This window comes from Ancylomarina subtilis (genome assembly GCF_004217115.1).
In the GTDB taxonomy this organism is placed as follows: domain Bacteria; phylum Bacteroidota; class Bacteroidia; order Bacteroidales; family Marinifilaceae; genus Ancylomarina; species Ancylomarina subtilis.
Genome location: NZ_SHKN01000001.1, coordinates 139713 through 166369, shown reverse-complemented (window position 1 = coordinate 166369; position 26657 = coordinate 139713). Strand labels below are relative to the sequence as shown.

The following is a 26657-nucleotide window of genomic DNA, read 5'->3' as shown; positions in this document are numbered from 1 at the left end:
TTGACTGAAATCTACTCTTTTACTGATCTATAAATTTAACATTTACAGCAAACTTTCCTAAATCAAGTTTTGTTTATAATGAAGAGCTGATAAAGATCTTAATCTTTCAGCACTAGTTTCGGGCGTAATATCGCGTTGAGGGTTGCCCAGCATTTCGTATCCTACCATAAATTTCTTAACCGTTGCCGATCGCAATAAAGGAGGATAAAAATGCATATGCAAATGCCATTCCGGATGCTCTATACCATCAGTTGGCGCTTGATGAATACCTGCAGAATAAGGGAAAGACACCTCAAATAAATTATCGTATCGTATCGTTAAATCCCGATAAATGGCTGCTAAGGCCTCTTTCTCATTCTCATCCATCTGTCCCAAATGCTGTATAGCTCGTTTCGAAACAATCATGGTTTCAAAAGGCCAGGTTGCCCAGTAAGGAACCAAAGCCACAAAGTGATCGTTTTCGATTAAGATTCGCTCTTTTTTCTGCAATTCCTTTTCAAGATAGTCACCCAATAAAGTCCTGGAATGCTTTTCAAAATAAGCTTTAAAACGCACAGACTCCTTTGCTGGCTCATCAGGCACAGAAGATTGCGCCCAAATCTGACCATGAGGATGTGGATTACTGCATCCCATCACAGAACCTTTATTTTCGAATATTTGCACGTAGTTGATTTCTGATCGGTTGCCAAGCTCCAGATATTGCTCTTGCCATAAATCCACAACTTTTTTAACAGCTGAAACGTCCATTTGAGGAATGGTTAAATCATGTCGGGGGGAAAAACAAATCACTCGACAAATCCCCTGCTCACTTTTAGCTTTGAATAAGTCATCATCTTGCACCTCACCGGCTGGAGCATCAATATTTAATGCCGCAAAATCATTAGTAAAAACAAAAGTATCTCTGTAATTTGGATTTATTTCACCACCAATACGCTCATTACCGGCACACAAATAGCAATTAGGATCATGCTCAGGACGTTGTTCTTCTGAAACTTTTTCAACCTGTCCCTGCCAGGGACGCTTCGCCCGATGAGGAGAAACCAAGACCCACTCGCTCGTTAAAGGGTTGTATCTTCGATGAGGATGATCCTCCATATTAAATTTGTTCATTTTCATCTTTTATTCCAATCTTCTGGCACCATCACCAATTTCAGCAACATAAAAATCGGCATCCAAACCAACTTTATTTTTGTAATTCTCACCCACCGTCTTAATAAACGAGTCCACAACTTCTTCTTTCACCAAGCTAACTGTACACCCTCCAAATCCAGCTCCTGTCATGCGAGAACCTAAAACGCCATCAATCTTCCTGGCTTCTTCAACCATGGTATCCAGCTCAACGCCAGTCACCTCGTAATCATCACGAAGAGAATCGTGAGAAGCATTCATAAACTGACCGAAACGGACCATATCTTTATCAATTAAACAGAGAACGGCTTTGGTCACCCGTCCGTGTTCACTAACAACATGCTTCGCTCTTTTCAAAAGAGTCTCGTCTCCAATCAAATGTTTCAAATTCTCGAATTCAGATTCTGTAAGTTCACATAGGAAGTTAATTTCTTTTTCTTTTCGAAGTAACTCAACAGCCTGATCACACTCAGAACGACGTTCATTATATTTCGAATCGGCCAAGCCCCTTTGCTTGTTGGTGTTCCCGATCACCAGTTTATAGCCATCCATATCAAGAGGGACTAAATCATATTCCAGTGTATCACAATTCAGAGCTAAAGCATGATTTTTCACGCCCATTCCAATAGCGAACTGATCCATTATACCACAATTAACACCCACAAATTCATTCTCTGCCCTTTGTGACATTTTCACGAGTTCAACTTGATTTAGGTTCAATTGAGTCAGCTCATTAAATGCTACAGCCATCACTAACTCCACAGAAGCCGAAGACGACAAACCTGCCCCATTAGGTATATTTCCTGCAAACAAGAGTTCCATCCCTTTGGCTCTAACACCTTTCTGTTGAAATTGGTCAATCACTCCCATGGGATATTTCACCCATTCATCGTTTCCCCTTAGAATCTGATCTGTCGTGATTCGGATTTTGTATTCAAAATTTTCGCTGGCAAAAAAGATGGAATCATCTTCTCTTTCGCGAACGATAAGATAAGTGCCATAACTCAAAGCACAAGGAAAAACTCGCCCTCCGTTATAATCAACATGCTCTCCTATCAAGTTTACCCGACCCGGAGCAAAATATATTTTGCAGTCACCTTTACCATAAAGGTTGAAAAACTGCTCTTTTAATTTCTTAATATCCATCTGTTAAAAATCATACTGGTTGGTACTGGTAGGCAAAGTTAATTATATTTTATACACATCCAAATCTGAGCAACTTAAGTTTAAAAACAAAAAAAGCGGATCCTAAGACCCGCCTAAATATCTGACAACAATTTATAATGATTTTCTTCTAATTAAAGAGGACTGATTTTCTAATTGCAGGTTTTCTTTATTTAAAACCATATTTGCCAAATGCTCACCCATAGCAGCAAAATCTGTTGATATCGTTGTTATTCCATCAGCGACGACCTCCTTAAGCGGAGTATCATTATAGGAGATAATACCCAAATCGATTCCCAAATTCAGTTTATTAAGCTTTGCAGCTTTCACTAGAGAAACCAAATCCCTATCAGAGGGTACGATATAAACTTCCCCCTTATTAATTCGATGATTATCCAAGCTTGAAATAACTTCACTAGCCCATTTATCCTTATTCTGTTCACAAAATTTCTGAAAACCTTTCATTTGCCCCAGAGGCTCTTTCCCTCCTGGAAAAACGAGAAAAAGTTTCTGATATTTTTCAAGTTCTTTCGAACCAAAATTTAAAGCTGAAAATATATCTTTTTCAAAATTTTGATGAACGGATGGATAATGTTTTTTCAGGCTTGCATTCGTTTGATCGAGAATATAAACCTTATCCTCAGGCAACTGTTTAAGAATTGAATAGGCGTCGTTAAACTTTGCAGGCATTATTACATAAGAGGTATAAGCACCACTACTTGCTTCAATCAAATCCTTAAACACCTGTCTGTTAAAATGATGGAAATAGATATCGACAACAGCCTGCCCTTTTAAACTCTCAAGAAAAGAATTATAAAGTACTTCTTTAAAAGCATTCAATTCATCGAATAAAAGGAAAATTTTATGCTTAAATTGAGTGACCGTACTCTCCACATAATAGCCCTTACCCGGAACAGATGATATGACTCCACGTGCTTTGAGTTCGTTAAAAGCAACTAAAACCGTATCCCTCGATAGTGCGAATTCCTTACAGATTGCATTAATTGAAGGTAAGCGATCAGCCTTTTGTATGACACCTGTCTCAATAGCCTCCAGTAATGAGTTGATTAATTGCTTATATTTAGGAATACCGGAATCGGAAGAAATTTTAAAAATTTGATTCAACATAAAATGCGTTTATAATCCCAGATAAATGGGATGAAATACTTAAAATAATACTAGAACATACAAATATAACACTTTAACAACAGGTAGCCACCAGTACGAGAACAATAATTTAAGTAACATCTTTGATTGTGAAATAATTTCTTCTAATTTCGGCATTTAAAATTGAAAAGAAAAAATAGAATTCTATCCAAAGATAAGATTCTAATAACCAAAACAAAGCATTCACACAGATGATTCAAACCCAAGCATTCAGCCAAACAAACCCAACGGTTAAACTATTTGTAATTACAAATAAAAATGGTGTGTGCGCAAAAATCACAAACTATGGGGCTATTCTGACCTCACTAAAACTTCCTTTAAAATCGGAAGATCGAGAAGTTGTTTTGGGTTTCGATTCTTTGGAAGACTATCAATCTGAAGTCTATTTGAAAGACTATCCCTATTTCGGAGCGATCATAGGTCGATTTGCAAATCGAATCAATCAGGGAAAGGTGACTATAGCTGGTAAAGGAATCCAATTACCAACCAACCACGGCAAGCATTTATTGCACGGTGGACATTCAGGTTTCGACAAACAAATTTGGGAGGCAGAAATACTCAGTGAATCAAAATTACAGCTTAGTCTACATAGCAAGGATGGGGATCAGAACTTTCCGGGAAATATGAAAATTAATGTGATCTATGAGCTAAATAATGACAATGAATTAGCCATTTATTATTCGGCAACTTGCGACAAAACTTGCCCCATAAATTTAACCTCACATACTTATTTCAACTTTACAGGAGGCAAAGAAAACATCCTAAATCATGAGCTACAAATTGATTCTGATAAGATTATTGAAACCAATTACGAACTCATTCCTACCGGGAATTTTGCAGAAGTAAAAAATTCAACTTACGATTTTAACTCTAAAAAGAAACTCAATAGAGATATAGCAATAATTGAGAATTATGACGACTGCTACGTCTTAAAAACAGAGGGCGAAACTCTAATGAAAGTTGCAGAACTCTACGAAGAAAAATCGAATATCAGAATGGATATATCTACCGATTTTGCAGGACTACAGGTTTACACAGGCAAGTTCATTAATGTAGAGAGGAATGATAAATTTGGCCCCTTTTCAGGCATCGCTCTCGAAACTCAAGACTTCCCCGATGCGCCAAATCAAACCAATTTCCCACATGGACTTATTCATCCGGGTGAAGTGTATGAACACCAAACCCGATACCAATTTCATTTTTAATATAAACACAATCAGACAAGATAAATCGACTATTAATGACAAAAATCGTCCGATTATGAACAACAAATCATCCATATCCGAACACAAATTGCCATAACAAGCAGCTACTCTTTTAAACAAAAAAATTGATTATTAGATTAATACGCAACTAGGCCTATTTATTGTTAACTTAAAGGTCTAATTAACCCAAACTCTATTAATTTACAAATCAATGAAACTCACAAGTAAAAATCTAATTGTCTTTCTCTTGTCGCTGGCCTTAATCTCCATGGAGATTATCTGGTCGAGAATTTTCTCTGCTGAATATTTTTACACCTTTGCTTTCCTCATACTGAGTGTTAGTATTCTGGGCTTAGGACTCGGTGCATTAAGCTTACGCATGAGTAAATGGCTCACAAACATCAATAATTACGGTGGTTTATTAAGTCTAACAGCAGGACTCATGCTGCTTGGTCCCCCACTGGTTCTACATTTGCAACTTGATTTCACTCAATTACTGAGTAATAATTGGATGATCATCAAACTACTTGCCACCATTCTTATTTTAGGTTCCTCCTTCTTCACAGGTGGTATTATCCTGAGTAGCATCTTTAGAAAAACACACAATGACATGCCTCGTCTATACATGGCGGACCTAATAGGTGCTGCATTGGGCGTCGTTTTCTCAGTCTTGTTAATGAATACAATGGGCACCGACAAAGCCGCACTGATGATCACCCTACCCGTACTTCTTTCGGCATTAATTTTTATTTCCAGATGGTTCAAAATCATTCCTATCCTACTTCTTATTTCCACTTTTGGCGCTTTACCCTATAGCTCTGAACTGCTAACACGACCTAAAAAAGAACGTGCCGAAGTGATTTATACCCATTGGGATGCCATGGCCCGACTAAAAGTATTTAAATACGATGATAACAACTGGGGTTTAAATATTGATGATGCAGCCAATTCGCCTGTAATTAAATTCGATGGTAATTGGGAACGTCCCGATTCCCTTAAAATTCCATTCTCTATTCCCGCCACTAATCTAACAACACAATTCGATTCATGCCGATTTCTATCGCTGGGTGCCGGAGCTGGCGGCGATGTGCTACAAGCTCTACAAGATGGCGCAACAGAGGTGCACGCGGTTGAAGTCAATCCTTTTATCAACAAGATGATGACCAAAGGCTTCCTCAAAGAATTTACTGGCAACCTCTACAACGATCCTCGCGTAAAAGTGGTTAGCGAAGATGCACGTTCCTATGTTCGTCGTTTCGACAATCATTTCGACGTGATCTATTCCCTAAGCTCCAACACCTTTGCAGCTCTGGCTTCAGGGTCCTTTGCCTTAGCTGAAAATTATCTTTTTACAACGGAAGCTTTCCAGGATTATTACAAAGCCCTATCCCCTAAAGGATATTTATTAATGGAGCATCAGTTTTATGTACCACGAATGGTTTCCGAAGTACTTGAAGCACTTGAACGCGAAGGCGTAAAAGATCCTGCTTCTCATTTAGCAGTGTATCATTTGCCTACCATGCGCCGTCATCTGATTCTAATGGGAAAACAGCCTTTGAGTAAAGAGCTAATTCAGAATGCCGTTTATGAATCAAATAAGGAAATGTATCCGTACTATAGACAATTGTACCCTGCTGTTGATTCAGTAAAAGAAAATATGGTTAATCAAATTGTGACAAATGGATGGCAAAAACAACAAGCTAAATCAAGAACCAATATCTCACCATGCTACGATAACAAACCCTTTACTGCACAACTGGGCATGATGAAAAATCTTTCTCTTGAAAAAGTAAAAACACGACTTCTGCCTTACGAATTTCAGGGATTTCCCCTTTCCAAGGTGATCTTACTGGTTATTCTCTCTATTGTTATCATCCTGATATTACCACTTAATCTGTTGCCCTACGTCAAAAAAGGAGCCAAACTCAAAGCAGCAGGTTGGTTTTATTTTTTCACCATTGGTATTGCTTTTATGGCTGTTGAGGTTGTTTTAATTCAGAAGTATACCCTTTTTATTGGATCCTCTTCTTACACCTTTATGACCATATTGTTTATCCTCCTTGCCAGTTCTGGGTTTGGCAGTTTAATGAGTCCTAAATTTAAACAACATACACCCTTCCTGTTTACAGGTTTATGGCTGCTTGCTGAAATATTAATATTCCCATATATCACAACATCGCTAACAGAATTGGGTATTATGTGGCGTATCATCGTCACTTGTATACTAATTGCGCCTCTGGGTTTCTTTATGGGAATGCCATTTGTAAAAGGAAGTGCAAAAACAGGTGAACTTATCGATTGGGGATTTGCCATTAATGGAGCCGCATCGGTTATTGGAAGCACATTGGTTCTAATACCTGTTTTCAATTACGGCTTTTCAAGTGGATTAACTCTTGCCATCTTCTTCTATCTGATAGCCTATCTCCTTTTGCGTAAACCTCTCAAAACTGAAGCCTAATTTTATAACACAAACAATAAAATCCCAATCAATACGGTTGGGATTTTTTTTCATATTTATAAGAAAACGGTTGGGATATTGGCACCAAAATTAAACTTCCATCTCTATTTTAAACGATCATAACACACTCTCAATCGAATTAAATCAAAAACATGATTATAAAATGGCATCATAAAACAACAAAACAGACTAACATCTAATATCCCAGCATTTAAAGGCCATTTGGTCATTCTGTTTGTAATTCTGGTCATTTTGTACTAGTCAAAAACACCTAATTTCACTTGCTTTACGATGAAGCTTGATATGGGTAAAATACCATAAAATAGTTTTTTAAATTTAGGTTCGTAAAGTAAGATGATGTTCTTTCAATTTGGTAGATTGGGAACATCTCTTATTTTTCTATCTTTAAGTTTTAATGCAAACAATACAATGATAAAAGCATTTCTAACTTCTATCTTCTTACTTCTCCTTATCTGTAGCTCAAAACTGCAGGCTGATCAGCATTTTCAGAATTTTCACAAATACACAACAGAACACGGTATTGCAAACAATACAATCCTCTCAATATTTCAAGACTCAGTGGGCCGTATATGGATCGGATGCCTTGAGGGATTAAGCTTATATGATGGTAGCAAATTCATCAGTTTTAAAAACTCGGATTCACTAGCTTCGAACACCATCGTTTTTATTGATCAAATTAATACCAATCAGCTCCTATTGGGGACAAACAAAGGGAATTATATCTTTTCAATTACAGAAAAAACTTTCACAAAAATTCTCTTGCCCGAAAATGAGAATTCACCTGCCACTGCCCTTTTTCGAATCAAGAAAAAAACTTTTATCTGTAGTTTAAAAGGGATTTATGAGTACAACACACAAACCCATAGTGGGCAAAAAGTTCACGAAAGGCCCATCAGTTGTAAACAGCTATCTCCGGACAATAAAATTCTGCTAGGAACCAATAACAATGGAATATGGGAAGCCAATTTAAAAGTGGATAAACTTGAACTTAGCCAGTTTTTTGCAACTCTTACGAATGAATCAATAAAAGCCATACGCTTTCAACGTGACGGAACACCCGTTATTTTAAGTGAAAAGGGACTTTGGCTTGGTTCCAAAGACAGAGCTAAACATGTTATTTCAGGCACGTTCTCATCCCTTGATATTTCTCCGCAAGACGAACTACTTCTGGGAACCCATGGTCAGTTTATCCAACAAGTGTATCATAAAAATGAAAAATTTGCTTTAAAAGATTACATCGGGCAGGATAATAAAATATTTAACGATTACTTTGATGCACACATCAATGTTCTATTCAAAGATCATTCAGGTGTCATTTGGATAGGAACCACCCGTGCTGGTCTTGATCGAATTGACCGAAAAAAAATCACGTATAATAAGTATAAAAACAAATCACAGCCTCACAATCCTGAAGCAGGATATATCAATGCTCTCACTCAAAGTGAAGATGGTAAAATTTGGGTTGGGACTTCAGGCAAAGGCTTATATCTGCTCAACAAAGAAAAAAAAGAATTAGTTCCGGTTAAAATCCTGAATCAAAATATGGACACGCTCTATATTGAAGCTTTATTACAAAATAAAAACAACCTCTATATTGGTACCAGATATCATGGTATTATTGTAGCCAAATACCCGCCAAGAAACTTCAATCAGATTAGACTGTCAGGGCAAATCTATTCTTCAAAGGCTGGTTTAGAAAAAATGGATTACATCTATTCACTAAAGCATTTCAACAATCAACTGTACATTAGTTCTGCCAAAGGAACTTTTAAATACGATTTCAAAACCAAACACACAGAGATAATAGACAGCCGCCCTTCGATAAATATTAAGATGGACTCTTTAAACAACAAGTGGATTGTATCAGATGACATGTCACTATTTTTTAATCAGACTCAGATCAAGCTCGAAACAGAAGTTTCTGACATTCTCCTTTCAAAGAATCAAGGCATTTGGGTTCCCACATCAAAAGGATTGGCATTTATCGAGAACGAAAACAAAACACCTGTTTTTTATAATCCTCCCCAAAAAGTTATCGAATTCACTTCTATAAAGGAAGACCAACAAGGAAACCTCTGGCTGGGCTCACGTATGGGAATCTATCAATTCAAGCCTGAAAGCAAGATTTTTTCGACTTATCAAATCACTGGAGGAGCAAAAGCCAACAGTTTTAATCATGGAAAAATATTGCAAACATCACAAGATGAATTCTATTGGGGCAGTAATGATGGCCTTGTATCCATCAGGCCATTTCCTGGTGAATATCTACCCCCAGCAGCATTTGAAGTAGAGAGAGACAGTTTGAAAAATCCGGCCGTATTTCAAGTGAATAATTACTCGTTTAACCATCAGGATGATAATAGTATTGCCTATAGATTTTCGCATCCCGATTCGGTATGGCACTTGATTGCTCAAAACAATGCCATACTTGATTTTTCTGATCTGAAAAAAGGTTCTTACACAATAAATATAAGTGCTGTAAATGCTGATGGTCTTTTTAACAAGTCTTATCAAACGATTAATTTCGATATTGAAAATTCAAATAAATCGGGCCTAAACTGGTGGCTACTCCTAATTGTCAGCTTAACGGGTACAATTATCATATTCTTTAAACGGAAACAAACTCCAAATCCTATTGAAGAAAGTGAAAGTTGCTCACTGATCGAGACACCCGAAGACAAAATTTATAATGAATGGATGTGCGATGATTTTATGCAAAAGGCCATCAAAATTATTGAAGAAAACCTTTCAAATACTTCTTTTGGAGTAAGCGAGCTTTACTTAAGTATGCAAATGAGCAAATCAAATTTCTATCGAAAGCTCAAAACCATTACAGACCTGTCTCCTAACGAATTAATTCGATTCATCAGACTCCAGAAATCAACTCAAATGCTTATCACACCTAATTTAAGTGTGAATGAAATTGCTTATGAAGTGGGGTTTAACACGCCCTCCTATTTTACGCGCTGCTTTAAGCAACAGTATGGCATAGCCCCTTCGGAATACAAAGAGCACTACGATAGTATATATGCTATTGCTGAATAACAAAAACATTATCGGTAACTCCTAAATCAAAAATCGATTTAAACCACCCCGCTTTGCTTCACAATCTGATCCTCAGCCTCATCTTTTAACAGAAGTATCCAAATGATAATGTCGGAAAGCTGCTTCTTTTGTTCCCCCAAAACAACAGATTTTAGTAAAAATCCGATCCCATTTAACACCTCAGATTCAAGAAAAAACAAAAAGGCCCCTCACATCTATTAAAAACTAGATTTTTTATCCCAATTGGTCATTTTGTATAGAATTTTGGTCATTCTGTACAGTTTAAACCTCCCGTATTTCCCTTGATTTGGGATGTTCATTCAAGAGTGGATTGGAATTCATGTCTTTTATTTTTCCCTTCCGGATAATAAAAAAACAAAAGAAAATACCTAAGAATTCACCCAATATCCAGATCTGAATGACGATAAATTATTTCTTAACTAACCTAAATCTGATGAAAGAAATTTCGAAAAAATTAGCTAGGCAGCGCAGCCTTCTAAAACAACGTTCTTCATGGATAACAGGCTTGTGCATTGTGGCATCCCTACTAACTACCACTCCAGCATCAGCATCCATTAATTACCGCAACACGGAAACAGCCGTACAACAAGACCCGAACAAAGAGATTCAGGGCCAGGTTCTGGACAAAAATGGTGTCAGTATCGTCGGTGTCAACATCCTTATTAAAGGTACGACAACAGGTACAACAACAGACATCAACGGAAATTTTAAAATAATGGCACCAGAAAATTCGGTGCTGGTTTTCAGTTTCATTGGTTTCTTAAATCAAGAGATTGTAATAACAGACAACACAACAATTGATATTACCCTGCTGGAAGATACGATGGGACTGGACGAAGTTGTCGTCGTGGGTTACGGCACTCAGAAAAAAGCCAATCTTACGGGTTCAATCACGTCTGTAAAGGGCGATGAGATGGTGAAAAAACCAATGACTGATGTTCGTCAGGCTTTACAAGGTGTATCAACAGGTGTTACTATTATCGACCGAGGCGGTATACCAGGTGAAGAGAACCTCAATATTAATTTTAGAGGTATCGGCTCAATATCATCGGGGACTTATCCTTTAGTGCTTATCGATGGGATAGAAATGTCGATAAATGATGTAAACTCTAATGACATTGAAAGCATCTCGATGCTTAAAGACGCTGCTGCATCAGCCATATATGGAGCTAAAGCAGCTAACGGTGTTATTTTAATTACAACAAAACGCGGTTTAGCAGGAGATTTCAAAGTGGAATACAATGGCTATTACGGCTGGCAAACTCCTGCTACTCTTCCTGAGCTTGTAGGGGCTGAAGATTATTTAAACCTGGTTAACGAGGCCTTAGTTAATGCAGGATTAGACCCTAAATACTCAGATGATTATATCCAGAAAACAGTTGCTGGAGATGACCCAATTAATTACCCTTACATCAATCTTTTCGAAGAACTCTTTGATAACGCTCCGATTTTTAACCAATCGCTTCGGATTAGTGGTGGTAGCGAAAAATCGAAATTTGCTTTATCCCTAAACCATATGGATCAGGATGGTATGTTGAAGAATGTAAATTCGAAAAAATATGGTTTAAGATTGAATACCGACTTTCAGGTAAAGGACAATTTTAAAGTACGCGCAGATCTTTCATACAATCGTCGTGATAACGAAAAGCCAAACAGACTTGGATCTGCCATTTCGGCAATGGTGGGAACCTCTCCTGTTACAGTATTAAAATACCCCAATGGGGTGTACGGCTTAAATAAAGACAACACCAATGCCTTGGCATGTCTTGAAGTTAGTGGAAAGAATGAATCAGTAACAGAGAATCTTAACCTTAAAGTAGGAGCAGATCTTGAGCTACTATCAGGCCTTACTCTTAAAACGGATGTTTCTTATAAAACGAGCAATAAAAAGTACAAAAACTACCAGGTTGCCTACGATTTCAGAGATCCCGAAGATCCTGATAAAGTCATTCAAAAATGGACACCAAGCAAACTCTGGGATGGCCGTTGGAGCAATCAGGAAATCAATTTAAGAGCCTTACTCGATTACAAAAAAACAATTGGCGATCATGACATTCATGTATTAACAGGGGCAGAAGCGACAGAGTACACTGCATACAGCTTAGAAGGGTATCGAAACAATCTTTACAGCGATGATTTTGCAGAACTTAATACAGGTGATGCCGAAGGACAAACCAATAGTGGTTATCAGGAAGATTGGGCATTGATGTCTTATTTGGGTCGTGTTAACTACGCTTTCAAAGGCAAATATTTACTCGAAGCTAATGTTCGATACGATGGGTCGTCTCGTTTTTCCAAAGGTAATAAATGGGGTGTGTTCCCTTCATTTTCGGCAGGTTGGAGAGTAACCGAGGAAGATTTTATGAATTCTCTTGGAATCGTAAACAACCTAAAACTACGAGGCAGCTGGGGACAACTAGGAAATCAGAACATTGGCTACTACAAATTTAGTTCAACAGTTTATGCCGATTTCCCTTATAATTTTAATGATAATGAGGTCAATGGATATGCACAATGGTACTATGCCAATACGGATATCAAATGGGAAACAAGTGAAATGATTGACCTGGGTTTTGATTTATCATTACTTGATAATAAAATAGAGATTGTAGCCGATTGGTACCAAAAAGACACCAAAGATGTGTTGATGATTTTACCTATCTCCTACCTAACGGGTTTAGATGCCTCGGAAATCAATGCGGGTCAATTGAGAAATACGGGTTGGGAACTTGCAATTACTCACCGTAACACGATTAACGACTTTAAGTATTCAATAGGCTTCAACATATCAGATGTTAAAAACGAATTAATTGATTTCGCAGGAAGCGAACCTGTTATTAACGGTTGGACCATACAAAAAGAGGGCGAATCATTAAATGCCTTTTATGGATATGAATCTGACGGATTATTTCAAACACAAGCAGAAATTGACGAGCACGCCACTCAGCCTAATCAGTCAGAACTAAGACCTGGTGATATCAAGTTAGTCGATCAGAATGGCGATGGCGAAATCAACGACGAAGACCGTAAGGTAATTGGCTCATCAATTCCACATTACAGCTACGGGATTAACCTGACAGCAGAATACAAAGGCTTCGATTTCTCTGCTTTCCTTCAAGGTGTAGCCAAAGCTGAAAACTATTTCTATGGCGCTCCTAACGAAGGTCCTGCTTATGAGATTTTCACAACAAAAAGAGTATTAGATCGTTGGACTCCTGAAAATACGGATGCAACTTTCCCAAGATTACAGGCAGCCTCAAACAAGAACAACTACCTGTATAGCGATTACTGGATACGCGATGCCTCTTATCTTAGATTAAAGAACTTACAGATTGGTTATTCATTTTCGAAACCAATACTTGAGAAATTAAAACTGGACAAGCTTCGCATTTATGCTGGTGGTACTAACTTGTTTACAATTACTGATGTCGAGTCTGGTTTAGACCCAGAAACTTATGATGGTCGCCCAAATTATTACCCTCCTGTATCAACATACACATTGGGTGTGCAAGTGAGATTTTAATGATTTAAGCAACACACATATGAAACGAGCATGAGAGGTTTTCACTGACGAATAATTATTTAACACAACTTATAAGCTCAGCTGTAAATCATCTGATACCTCATGTCTTCATACTCATATCTAATTTTAAAATTATGAACAAAAATATATTACTAATAGCTATCGCTTTATTGTCGATTTTGACAGGCTGTAGCGATGATTTTTTGGAACGCACACCGAGTGATCAAGTATCCTCTGCAAATTTCTTCAAACAAGAAAAAGATTTAGTGTATGCTGTTAATGCGGCTTATGCATCTATAGGCTTTAACAACTGGGGAACAGATTACGGTTACTCAACCGATTTGCTTCGAATTGAAGCTATAACCGATAATGCATTGGATCATCACTCCTGGAATGCTGGATATCGATTAGCTGATGGCACTGCTTCATCTTACGACTGGTATGTAGAAAGCCGTTGGATGGAACGTTACAGAGGAATTCAAAGAGTAAATAGAATATTGGAAGGTGCCGATGGCGTTACCGATATTAATGAAGATTATAAAGCACGTTTATTGGCCGAAGCCAAATTTCTTAGAGCCTATTTCTATTTCGACTTAGTGTATTTGTTTGGCGATGTCCCTTATCTAACCTCTAGTATTTCTCCAGAGGAGACAACTCCTGCTATTGATACCGATGGTGAAAAGATCGCTTCTGAAGCGTGCAAAAGAACCGACAAAACGACCATTCTTAATGATCTTGTGAACCAATTAACAATATTGGCCAGCGATTTACCTACATCTTACTCAAGTGAGGATGTGGGGCGCATTACTAAAGGTGCTGCTTTATCGTTCAAGGCTCGTATCCTTTTATATCAGGAAAGATGGGCTGAAGCAGCCACAGCAGCCAAAGAAGTGATGGATCTTGGTGTTTATACCATTTATCCCAGCTATGGCAAAATGTTTACCTACGAAGGCATAGGGAATTCTGAGGTAATATTTGACCTTCAGGAGCTAAAAGAGAAACAATGGAATTTCACTATGCAAAACTACGGCCCTAACTCAGTAGGCGGTTGGAGTAGTGGTTGTCCTTTACAGTCTCTGGTAGACAGTTACGAATGTACCGATGGAAAGACAATCGCAGAATCGGCTTTGTTTGATGCTAATGACCCTTATGCAAACCGTGACCCGCGTTTAACTTATTCCATTCTTTATCCCGGTCATGACTGGAGATATGGCGTATTCAATACCATTCCAGGAGCCACTTACCCTGGAAAAACTATCGTAGCCGGCGACGACTTAACAGACAATACAAGTGGCCAATGGAACAAGACAGGCACGGGCTACAACTGGTTAAAATACATTTCCGAAGATGATGTTGATAATGGTGATTATTGGAACGGCTCTATCCATTACATTCTAATTAGATATGCCGAGGTTCTTTTAACCTATGCCGAAGCTAAGATTGAAGCTAATGATATCGATCAATCGGTATACGATGCCATTAACGAAATCCGCCAACGTGCCGATGTTAACATGCCAATAATCGCTTCAGGCAAGACTCAGACTGAATTGCGAGAGATTGTCAGACGTGAAAGAAGAGTGGAATTAGCATTCGAAGGTTTGCGTCTAATGGATATCAGAAGGTGGAAAATTGCAGAAAATGTAATGCCAGGTGTACCTGAAGGTTTAAGCTACATTGATCCTGATTCTGGTGAAAATGTGACCCTTTCGTGGGGAACTCGTGTTTTTGATACCAACAAACATTACCTATGGCCTATTCCACAAGCTGAAATAGATATTACTCATTTAGAACAAAACCCTGGTTGGTAGAAAACAAAGTTTGATAATTCGATATAATAACTCTGATAAAACACAACACTGACGAGAATTTGCAATTGAATTCATGATGACACTTGAGTCTTTCTTTATTTCTATTGAAAGACTTGGGTGTCAGAATGAAAAACGAATAACATCATTTGCGAAAAACCACGTAAAAATGAAATTAAATATTTTATACTCACTATGTATTTTGGCTTTCTGTTTTTTCAGATGCAATTCTGATGATGAAAAAACCGAAATTAGTTCTCCCAAAATTAGCATCACAAGTCCATACGAAGGATATATATATATCGATGGTAAATACATAGGATCCAAAACACCCAAAGAAGTTTTTCTCCCTAACGGAACTCATGTTATTGGTGTAGCGATGGATGAGACCCGAACTTATTTAAGAACAGAAATTGAAATTACCGACGAAGTCACTTCGATTAATTTAACCGAATCGGATCAACCTGAACCTAAGAAATGGAAAGCCCTATGGATAGGTGTTGAGACAGTCGCTCACGACGATTGTACATCGTCATATAGCAAAGAAGAACTAGATCAGGCCTACGATTATTTTTGTTGGAGTATTAAGGAACATTTTGAAAAATTCTCATACAACACGACTAAATGGGAGCTTGTTAGAGAAGACTACCCAGAAATTTTAAATCTTGATGAATCCAATTCAGGCTTACTAATTGATCCTTCGACAATAGCCTCTTTAAAACCTGAAATTAAGCCTGGTGATTACGATGCCGTCTTTTGCTTTTATAGAGAAAAAGATGGAGACTGTCAGATGGCGGCTAACTTTTTTGGCTTAGCATGGCTCGATCCTCTAGCTCTTGATATTAAGGCAGGTTATGTGATTGTAAAATTCGACGATTATAGAAGCAATAGTGTCTATGACCGATTGCAATGGTATAAAAATAATGATCCAGGTGTATGGTGTCATGAATGGCTTCATACTGTAGGCGAAGGTTTTTATCAAAATTTAGGGTCAGAACTTCCTGAAAAAAATAGTCAAGGATTAGTAATTCACAGTGCCGAAACATATAAATACAAATACCCTTGGTTGGCTTGGTACGAAGATATTATAGCGGGGCGCGTAAAACATTTAAACAGACCTCATGAATATGTTGGTATTGGACCAGAGACTTTATTAAAATATAATGTTAGAGATTTAGCAGTTAAATAACCCCGCAAACCCCTAATAATCTAACAAACAAGCAATCATCATCTCAAAATTTGAAACTGATTAATCAATTTTAAAACAAATGAACAAAGCATTAGCACTGATACTATTCTTATACCTCTTTCAATCTGTTGTGGCACAGGAAAAGGTATTTCCCGGAGCCGATGAGGAAACGCCTTCCCGAGCTCAGTATTTTTCATGGATAAACAATACCAACGAAGGTACTACAGAGGAGCAAACCCTAATCAATCTTGATTTTTTCAAATGGCTCAACCAAGAGTATGGCATGGTTCTGGACATCTACGCCTTCGATGCAGGTGCGATTGATGGGAAAAGATTTTATGGAAGTATTCATTCAGAACGTTTTAAAAAACAATTTCCCAATGGTTTCGATCCGCTTTACAAAAAAGCCAAATCAATTAACACCCGTTTAGGTGTATGGGGTGGTCCCGATGGTTTTGGTGATACAAAATCTGAAAAACAAGCTCGTATTAATCAAATGGTCAGTCTTTGTAAAGACTATGAGTTTGCTCTATTCAAATTCGATGCTGTTTGTGGTCCTTTGCGTCCCGAAAAGGAAGATGCTTTTATCGAGATGATGACTAAATGCCGTCAGTACAGTCCTGATCTGATTCTTTTAAATCATCGTTTGGGTCTCAAAAAGAGCAAGCCCTATGCCACCACTTTCCTATGGGGAGGTCAGGAAACCTATATCGATGTCTTTACAACAAACAACACAACAGCTCCCCACCACCGCGCCGGAGCTCTTGACAGAGGTTTAGTTCCGGGCTTAAAAAGATTAACCGAAGATCATGGTACTTGTATCTCTTCTTGTATCGATTATTGGGATGACGATCTGATTATGCAGGCATTCAACCGCAGTATGATATTGGCACCTGAAATTTATGGCAACCCTTGGCTGCTTAATGATAATGAGTTTGCCAAACTGGCACGAATCTACAACATCCACCGAAAATATGGAAAGATACTCGTTAATGGGAAAGTCCTAAACGAAGAGAAATATGGAAAATCAGCCGTTTCGCGAGGTAATGATAAAACGCGTTTAATCACGCTATCGAACCTGACTTGGGAACCCATTACCTACACCATTAAATTGGATGAAGAAATAGGTTTAAACACCAATAAAGATATTGAGTTAAGACAATTCCATCCCACTGAAAAAATAATGGGACACTACTCAAAAGGAAGCGAAGTTAAAGTTCGGGTAGAGCCCTTTCGCTCCTGCCTGCTTTTAGCCAGCTCGCAGCCATATACCGAACCCGGTATAGTAGGGACAGATTATCAGATCGTTCGAAACGTTCCCAACAAACCTGTATTAATAAAGATTTTGGGTATGCCAGGTAGTCGTTCGAAAATACAACTCACAAATGCAGGCAAATACAAAACAGCCACTATCAATGGCAAACCTGCACAAGCCTTAATCAAAGGGAAATCAGTTAATATCAACTTCGAAGGGGAAAAACTGAAAAAAGAAGCTCATCGCAAACTCGCAGATCTGAAAGAGACAAACACACCCGAAGACGCTCAGGCTTTATACGAAGCAACTTGTTTTGCGGCTGACAACAATGCACTGGAGGTTCGATCGCTAAAACGATCGGGAGTTACAAATATACCTCAGGTACAAAAAGCCAGAGATGCCTTTTTCAATCAACCCGTTTTTGTAGAACGAGGTATATGGGACAAAAATCTCTTTGATGACGATATGAAAACAGGATTTTGGCCTAGTAGAAAATACAATATCGATCAGAAAGTTAAGGGAGGATGTTTCCGTCTTGACCTGGGACGCATCACCGATTTGGATCAAATTATAATTAGAGTACCAAACGACTTTTCACTTCAACCTCACCTTAGAGACGAGGGCAACTACGCCGAAGTATCATCAGATCTCAGAAACTGGAAAACCATCACCTATTACGCTGGCGAAGAAATGTTAATCAATATCGATGAACCAATCCGTTACCTGAGACTTTGGTCGCAACCGGGAAGAATCGTTGAAATAGAAGCAAAAAAAGATGGAAAATTGCTGGACCGAAGTAAATGGACCGCCTCCAACTTATTTGCTCACGCAAAGAAAATGGAAACACAAAAAACGTGGAAAGCCAGCTTCAAATTGGATGAGATTCCAGAAGGATCGTATCTCTCAATCGCCATTAATGGCAAACACGGTATCGAAGGGGCTTATGCAGCGGCAAAAATAGACGGTGAATATAAAGGTTGTCCCGATCGTGCGGTTTCATTTCCATCGAATACATGGGAATTTGTAAACTCAAGACAAGACAGCAATTACACTTACTATTTACCCTTGGATAAAAGCATGCTTGGTAAAGATATTGAGGTTTATGTTATGGGGTTTGACAAGGAAAACTTAGACATAAAACCAGAGGTCTGGATTTCGGCTAACCCAACACCCTATAAAGAACAAATTCTAGAGCTTACAAAGTAAAAGCATCCAAAAAATATGCTTTTTAATAAACAATTATTGAAAATGAATCTTAGAATTAAAGCTTTATCAATTCCGTTTTTTGCTTTTGCAATTTCAATTGGATTTCAGACTTGTATTAAAAAAACAGATACTGAAAATAAACCTATTGAATTTAAGGTAAAGGATTCACCTTTTAGTTTTCCTAAATCTGGTTTTTCGGTATGTAACAACCAGTACACAAATGGTATTGCATTAACTGATATACGATATTCTGATTTTGGAATTGATAATACAATATTCAAAATCAGATACATATCAGACTCAGATACTATTGAGCCTAATGCCATTGCTACCCCAGGTGAAATGTCATTGTTAAATAATGAAAATGTAATAGGGCAAGCCTGCTTTGAATCGAAAAAAAAATTCAGATTAAAAGGCTGGTATAAGCCAATGATATTATTACTCGATAGTACTCTTATTGTTAATAGAAAATTAACTATTACTGAAAAAAGTGAGAATGTATATCATATTGAAAACCACAACAAATTTGGAGTTGCAAGATATATAATCACTGGCTTAAATGCTTCAATCAATTATTTGAAAGATCAACAAATATTCTGTCTTACAACCCTAGCTGGGAATGATGATTATGAAATAAGTGTTGAGGCAACAGACAGTACATGGAATTCTTCGAGTGTGAATAAAAAATTTGAAGATTGTATAAAAAGCTCACAGGACTTATTCAACAATTGGCTAGACCAAATGCCATCGTTACCAGGAAAATATAAAAAGTCACGAGAACTTGCTTCGTATATTCTGTGGTCATGTGTGATAGATAAAGGAGGTAATTACAAGCGACCTGGGATTCTCATGTCAAAAAATTGGATGCATTATATCTGGAGTTGGGATCATTGTTTTAATGCCATGGCTTGCTCCTACAAAATGCCAAAAACCGCATGGGATAATTATATTATACTGTTTGATGCTCAAGATGAAAACGGACAAATTCCCGATGTACACGGCTATTCGAGAACGATCACATCATACTTGAAGCCTCCCATTCATGGCTGGGCTCTAAAAAAAATAATGAAAAAAATAGAATTAAATATTCCTCAACTAGAATATGCATACAATTCCCTAAAAAAATGGACAAACTTTTGGTTTGATCACAGAGATTCTAACAAAAATGGAATACCTGAATATAGTCATGGAAACGATTCAGGCTGGGATAATGGAAGTGAATTTGATATTAATGGCGAATCTTTTAAACGTGCAAATCGAGAGAGTGCTAATCTATCAGCCTATTTGATCATCCAAATGGATGTATTGCATGATTTGGCTTTAAAATTAGGTTACAATGTAGAGGCTAAGCAATGGCAGCTCAGATCAGATAATTTGTTGTCATTAATGATTTCGAATACTTGGAACGGTAAAAAATTTGTAACAACAAACATCGACAATGGTCATATCAACGAAAAAAGTCAAAGTTTGATGGCGTATTTGCCAATAATTCTAGGGAACAAACTGCCATCAGAAATACAATCAATTTTAATTAATGAGATGAAAAACAATGGCTATCTCACCCAATGGGGATTAGCAACAGAAAACATTAACAGTCCTCTTTATCAGGATGATGGTTACTGGAAAGGACCAATATGGGCTCCATCAACTATGATTATTGTTGATGGATTGAATAAATGCGGAGAACATGAGTTGGCAACCGATATTGCAAAAAGGTTTTGCGACCTATGCTCAAAAAGTGGCTTTGCAGAGAATTTCAATGCCAAAACGGGTGAAGGGCTTAGAGATTTATCCTACACCTGGACAGCAAGTGTTTTTTTAATATTGGGACATGAATATTTAACCGATTAATCAACAATATCATAAAAAAGCACAAACACATTAATTATAAACAAGATAGACACATACTTGCAAAACCAGTAAAAAATACGAATTAAATAAATAAGAAGAACCTATGAACAAGAAACTAATTGGCTTATTAAGTTTTTGCCTCTTAATAAGCTCGGCATTTGCAAAAGATTACAAACTAAAATCGCCCAATAAAAAGATAAGCGTCAGCATTCAAACCGGAAGCAAACTCACGTTTACCGTCAAACACAATCAAACATCCTTGATTGCCCCAACAGAAATCGCCATGGAGCTCGAAGGAGGCATTATTCTGGGAGAAAATCCGGTTGTGACAAAGAAAAACAGTTCGACAGTTAATCGTGAACTTAGGCCTGAAGTGCGTGAAAAGAATGAAATCATTATCGAAAATTACAATGAATTGAAATTGTCTTTCAAACAAAGTTTCGACTTGATATTCAGAGCCTACGATAACGGAATTGCTTACCGTTTTGAAACCCGGTTACCAGGTGAAATAACCGTAAAATCGGAAACTGGCAAGTATAATTTCCCTGATAATAAACTTGTTTACTGGCCCAGGGAAAGAAGCTTCCATTCAAACAATCAAGTGTATTACGATTTCACCTCACTGGGTGAACTTTCGTCGAAAGACCTCGGTTCTCTACCCGTACTCATGACATCGGAAAATGCACCAAGTATATTAATTGGTGAAACCGATCTGGAAGACTATCCTGGGATGTGGTTCAATGGTGCAAATGGTAACAGTCTGGTATCAACATTCCCGGCTTATCCAAATAAAACTGAGCAGGTTGGCGACAGAGATGTATTCGTAAGAAGCAGACAAAATTATATCGCTAAAACAGAAGGTAGCAGGACTTTCCCATGGCGATATGTAGCTATTGCTGAAAATGACGGCGACCTAATCACCAATCAACTTTCATGGTTACTGGCTGATTCTTGTGTGATTGATGACACCAGCTGGATTAAACCGGGAAAAATTGCCTGGGATTGGTGGAATGCCAACAATATTTACGGCGTTGATTTCCGTGCAGGTGTCAATACCGAAACCTATAAATATTACATCGATTTTGCCGCAGACTATGGTTTGGAATATATCATTATGGACGAAGGCTGGTACGAACTGGGAGATTTATTAAAAATCGTTCCTGAAATCGACATGGAAGAACTGACATCTTACGCTAAAGAAAAAGGTGTGGGTATCATTCTCTGGGTGGTTTGGAAAACCCTAGACGACCAATTGGAAGTGGCCCTTGATCAGTTTCAAAAATGGGGCATTAAGGGTATTAAAGTCGACTTTATGGATAAAGATGACCAGTGGATGGTGAACTATTACCATAAAATTGCTCGTGAATGTGCTGCACGTCAACTACTCGTTGATTTTCACGGCTCCTATAAGCCAGGCGGAATCAGAAGAAAATACCCTAATGTGTTGACTCGTGAAGGAGTGAATGGTGGTGAGCAATACAAGTGGAGCATGCGTCAAACCCCGGAACACAACCTGACGACGCCTTTCACGAGAATGGTAGCTGGTCCTATGGATTATACGCCCGGAGCGATGCATAATGCACAGAAAAAGGATTACAAACCTATTTTTGATACTCCTATGAGCATGGGAACCCGATGCCATCAGTTGGGTATGTATGTGGTTTACGAAAGCCCTTTACAAATGCTTTGCGATACCCCATCGAACTACAAGAAAGAGCCTGAATGTATGGAATTTCTATCTGCCGTGCCATCCGTTTGGGATGAAACCAAAGTTCTGAATGCCAAAATCTCAGACTATATCGTTGTTGCCCGAAGAACTGGAAAAGAATGGTATATAGGTGCTATGACAGATTGGGACAAACGCGAATTAACCTTTGACTTATCCTTTTTGGCTGAAGGGAATTATAAAATGATTCTTTATCGTGATGGTGATAATGCCGACCGTAATGCCATCGATTATAAAAAAGAAGTAAAAACAGTTAATGCAACAGATAAGCTGACCATTAAATTGGCCCCTGGTGGTGGTTGGGTTGCCAGATTAATTCCTTTAAACTAGAAGACATCTATAATAAATTTGAATGATTTATTTTGACATCTAATTCAACATTTATTATTAAAATAATACAGACTAGATTTTAACAATAATCCCGACTAGCAATGCGAGTCGGGATTATTTCATTTGTCAGTTTTAACTGCGAACTTATAATAACAATAAATTTATTGCTTCTTTATCCAATTATATACCGGATCAATCCCTTTTTTCAAATCAATAAAACTCTCTTTAATAATATAATCAGGTGCAAAGGTGTTGATATACTTATCAGATTTTTTAAAATATTTAGTTGAATAGTTGACTTCTAAACCTGAATTAGGAAGTTTAAAACTTCTAACTTCACCAAAATGATTCGGCTTACCTCCCGTTTCTTCTCCTACAAAAATAGCATCGGTCATCTTTTCAAAATCCATCGCATTGAGAATGGCTGAGGAAAATGTTTTTCTTCCAACAACAACAAACAACTTCCCTTTTTGGTTTATTTCCTTCATTTGAGAAAGTTTTTCAATAAATTCAGTTCCTTGAACTGAACTTCCACCCCCATTAAAACGCATGTCAAATATCAATTTATCAATGGGTTTATCCTTAATGGTTTTTAAAACTCTATTCTTAAACTTACTAAATGAAGGTAATTTTTTTGCAGTTTGACGATGCCCCTGTTTTCTTGCAATTTCCTGACTCCTACATTTGTTATATTGCAAATAGTATATTCTATCCTTGGCCACATACTCATCCCAAAAATAAGCTCTTTCATTTCGATGACACAGGGCTAAAGAATCAAATTGAAACGTGACTCTATTCTTCCGATCCAGATGAGCAGGCTGTATATTATAAACCCAGGATTCTCCTTGTTGATTCTCGAGCTTCAATTTCACCCCCTCATTATTTACAATCCCAAAATATTCCAAAAGCTGAGTTGAAATAAGAAAATGAGGCATCACACTTTTGACAAGAGCATCATTATCTAAAGTTATTAATGTACTCAACGAATCAACAACTGATTTAATGGGTTTATCATTAATCATTGTGATTTTCTGCCCCAATAACTTCTGATTCTTCTTTGTTGTATGCAATATAAATATGCCATCGTTAAACCAATACAAATGTAACGGAAGCATCTTCTCTCTATCGAGATATTTATTCCAACTTATTCGAGTATGGGAGTCGCCAAAACCAGCTACAAGTTGTTGCAATTTAACTGCAATATCAAAATTTGTCAGCTCATCAATTTGCACTGAAATTTTATCGATACCCAACTGAAAATCTTTTTCAGACTTTACTGAGTAAAAGTCTTTATGCTTCTTTGGTAACTCAACTTTTAGAAAATCCAAATCGACATTCCAATTCCCTTTTTTCACTTCTTGTCCACTACCGGAAATTGTAATTAGCAGACCCAAGATTAGGATTAAATTCTTCATTCTAGTTGTAATATCATGTTGTGAGTTCATCTGATAGAGATAATCCAATCTAAAATCGTTTATGAACTCATAAAAAATACGAAAGAGCACTATTTATCCAATAATGCTCCATTAATAAAAAATTAGCTCTGCCAATATTTTAAACTGACAAACCTATAATAGTCGCTAAAGTACCAGCAATAATGAAAACCATAATTACGCCAATCAAACTAATAATCAACCCGGCAACAGACAAGCCCATTCCTTTATTTACCTTTTTAGCTTTAGAAATACCCATGGCACTAAAAATGAGTCCTAACAGCCACATTACCCAGCCAATAAAAGGAATCCAACCGAAAAAAAGTGTTAGCAATGCCAATACAAAACCTGCAGTTCCTATTCCATTGCTTCGGGTATCAACAATTTGAATTGTTTGTTCACTCATGATATTACTTATAAAATTACGCCTTACCTTATTTTAGGGATTAGTCAGGTCAAATTCTTATCCCTCATCAAATCATTTTTTTACTAAAGAATATCAAATTTATGAAAATCACAAACACAAACAAAATTTACATAAGTTTAAATTATAATTGATAAATAATTTCATCCAAAAATCAACTATTAGCCTGATAAAAAAGATTGAAAACAGCTATTATAGGATACTCCTCAAAATAGTGTTATATTGAATGACATACTAAAGATGAACAAAACATACTGAAATTAAGTTATTTATAACTAGGACATAATCACATGAAAATTCTACTTACTGGGGCAACGGGTTATATTGGGAAAAGACTCCTACCTATTCTGATTGAGAATGGACATGAGGTTATTTGCTGTGTTCGTGACAAGAAACGTTTCAATCCTCCTCCATCACTTTTACCTTATATCGAAGTCATTCAGGTTGATCTTTTAGATTCTGCCTCACTCAGGCAAATTCCTGATGATATCGCTGCGGCTTATTATTTGGTTCATTCTATGTCTTCTTCAAGCGATTATGAAGTTTTAGAAAAACAGTCGGCCATCAATTTCAGACAAGCGATTAATAAAACTCAAGCCCAACAGGTGATTTACCTTAGTGGTATTATCAATGAATCTGTTCTATCAAAACATCTGAAATCGAGAGGAAATGTTGAATTAGAATTACAAAAAGGCAAATACAACTTAACAACATTACGAGCTGGAATCATTATCGGCTCGGGTAGTGCCTCCTTTGAAATCATTCGGGATTTAGTTGAAAAAATCCCCATCATGATCACCCCCAAATGGCTCAATACAAAATGTCAACCCATAGCCATTAGGGACGTTATTACATTCCTGTCAAGAAGCCTGCTGAATCCGGACACCTACAATCACGATTTTGATATTGGAGGCCCGGATATTCTCACTTACAAAGAGATGTTACTTGAATATGCCCGGGTCCGAAAATTGATACGCCGAATCATTATTGTGCCTGTGATGACACCTCGACTCTCATCCTATTGGCTCTATTTTGTGACAACCACCTCTTACAAGTTAGCCATCGCCTTAGTCAATAGTATGAAAATAGAGGTCGTTTGCAGGGACAGTAAAATCAATCAAATTCTGGATGTTAAACCTCTAAGTTACAAAGAAGCCTTATCAAAAGCTTTTTTAAAAATTGAAAGTAATGAGGTCGTTTCAAGCTGGAAAGATTCCTTAATCAGTGGCCGACTCAATATTAAAATCTCTGACTTTATTAACGTCCCCAAATTTGGTTGCTTAACCGATCAGCGAAGTCGGGTTTATGCTGACAGACAAGCTTGTTTGGATAAAATATGGCGAATTGGTGGCAAAACCGGCTGGTACTATGCAAATCATCTATGGAAATTCAGAGGCTATTTGGATCGTCTTGTTGGTGGCGTGGGTTTAAGAAGAGGACGTACAAACGAAGATAAATTAACAGCAGGAGATGCTGTTGACTTTTGGCGGGTGCTCTACGCGAATAAAGAGGAAGGGCGCCTACTCCTTTTTGCAGAAATGAAGCTTCCTGGAGAAGCCTGGCTTGAATTTAAAATTGATGGCAATAGACTCATTCAAACTGCAACTTATCGTCCCAAAGGTTTACCTGGCAGATTGTATTGGTATATCATCTACCCCTTTCACGGCTTTATTTTCAGAGGGCTACTTAAACAATTAACCAAATAA

General features: G+C 37.5%; 15 protein-coding genes. 10 read left to right on the top strand and 5 right to left on the bottom strand.

The window, feature by feature from the left end; all coding sequences use genetic code 11:
- Positions 1–57 precede the first annotated feature (57 nt).
- The 3 genes from EV201_RS00590 to EV201_RS00580 all read right to left on the bottom strand — a co-directional run bounded on the left by EV201_RS00590 (position 58) and on the right by EV201_RS00580 (position 3420).
- Positions 58–1110: a UDP-glucose--hexose-1-phosphate uridylyltransferase gene (locus EV201_RS00590; RefSeq protein ID WP_130305467.1), complete on the bottom strand. Its 1053-nt coding sequence runs from the start codon at positions 1108–1110 to the stop codon at positions 58–60.
- Between the two features lie 9 nt (positions 1111–1119).
- Entirely contained in the window at positions 1120–2274 is a 1155-nt protein-coding gene (locus EV201_RS00585; protein ID WP_130305466.1) for a galactokinase, read from the bottom strand.
- A 132-nt stretch (positions 2275–2406) separates the two neighbouring features.
- On the bottom strand, positions 2407–3420 hold the full coding sequence (locus EV201_RS00580) for a GntR family transcriptional regulator (RefSeq protein ID WP_130305465.1): 1014 nt from the start codon (positions 3418–3420) through the stop codon (positions 2407–2409).
- A 230-nt stretch (positions 3421–3650) separates the two neighbouring features.
- Between EV201_RS00580 and EV201_RS00575 the strand changes: the two genes are divergently transcribed.
- The 9 genes from EV201_RS00575 to EV201_RS00535 all read left to right on the top strand — a co-directional run bounded on the left by EV201_RS00575 (position 3651) and on the right by EV201_RS00535 (position 23094).
- The gene (locus EV201_RS00575; RefSeq protein WP_130305464.1) at positions 3651–4664 is read left to right on the top strand and encodes an aldose epimerase family protein; all 1014 of its coding nucleotides are present in this window, start codon (positions 3651–3653) and stop codon (positions 4662–4664) included.
- 211 nt (positions 4665–4875) lie between these two features.
- Positions 4876–7122: a spermine/spermidine synthase domain-containing protein gene (locus EV201_RS00570; RefSeq protein ID WP_130305463.1), complete on the top strand. Its 2247-nt coding sequence runs from the start codon at positions 4876–4878 to the stop codon at positions 7120–7122.
- A gap of 429 nt (positions 7123–7551) precedes the next feature.
- Positions 7552–10188 (top strand): two-component regulator propeller domain-containing protein, encoded by a 2637-nt coding sequence (locus EV201_RS00565; RefSeq protein WP_165389552.1) that lies wholly within the window; start codon positions 7552–7554, stop codon positions 10186–10188.
- A gap of 454 nt (positions 10189–10642) precedes the next feature.
- Positions 10643–13732 carry a SusC/RagA family TonB-linked outer membrane protein gene (locus EV201_RS00560; RefSeq protein ID WP_165389551.1) on the top strand — a complete coding sequence of 1030 codons (3090 nt, stop codon included), beginning with the start codon at positions 10643–10645 and terminating at the stop codon, positions 13730–13732.
- 134 nt (positions 13733–13866) lie between these two features.
- A complete protein-coding gene (locus EV201_RS00555; protein ID WP_130305460.1) occupies positions 13867–15540 on the top strand; it encodes a RagB/SusD family nutrient uptake outer membrane protein in 1674 nt (557 codons plus the stop codon).
- A gap of 166 nt (positions 15541–15706) precedes the next feature.
- Positions 15707–16726 (top strand): PEGA domain-containing protein, encoded by a 1020-nt coding sequence (locus tag EV201_RS00550; RefSeq protein ID WP_165389550.1) that lies wholly within the window; start codon positions 15707–15709, stop codon positions 16724–16726.
- Positions 16727–16805: 79 nt separating this feature from the next.
- Positions 16806–19187 (top strand): hypothetical protein, encoded by a 2382-nt coding sequence (locus tag EV201_RS00545; protein WP_130305458.1) that lies wholly within the window; start codon positions 16806–16808, stop codon positions 19185–19187.
- Between the two features lie 42 nt (positions 19188–19229).
- On the top strand, positions 19230–21038 hold the full coding sequence (locus EV201_RS00540) for an amylo-alpha-1,6-glucosidase (protein WP_165389549.1): 1809 nt from the start codon (positions 19230–19232) through the stop codon (positions 21036–21038).
- Between the two features lie 103 nt (positions 21039–21141).
- The gene (locus EV201_RS00535; protein WP_130305456.1) at positions 21142–23094 is read left to right on the top strand and encodes a glycoside hydrolase family 97 protein; all 1953 of its coding nucleotides are present in this window, start codon (positions 21142–21144) and stop codon (positions 23092–23094) included.
- Between the two features lie 161 nt (positions 23095–23255).
- Here EV201_RS00535 and EV201_RS00530 read toward each other — a convergent pair whose 3' ends face one another.
- Both EV201_RS00530 and EV201_RS00525 read right to left on the bottom strand, forming a co-directional pair.
- Positions 23256–24509 carry a S41 family peptidase gene (locus EV201_RS00530; protein WP_165389548.1) on the bottom strand — a complete coding sequence of 418 codons (1254 nt, stop codon included), beginning with the start codon at positions 24507–24509 and terminating at the stop codon, positions 23256–23258.
- 139 nt (positions 24510–24648) lie between these two features.
- Entirely contained in the window at positions 24649–24933 is a 285-nt protein-coding gene (locus tag EV201_RS00525) for a hypothetical protein (RefSeq protein WP_130305454.1), read from the bottom strand.
- Positions 24934–25241: 308 nt separating this feature from the next.
- Between EV201_RS00525 and EV201_RS00520 the strand changes: the two genes are divergently transcribed.
- The gene (locus EV201_RS00520) at positions 25242–26657 is read left to right on the top strand and encodes an SDR family oxidoreductase (RefSeq protein ID WP_130305453.1); all 1416 of its coding nucleotides are present in this window, start codon (positions 25242–25244) and stop codon (positions 26655–26657) included.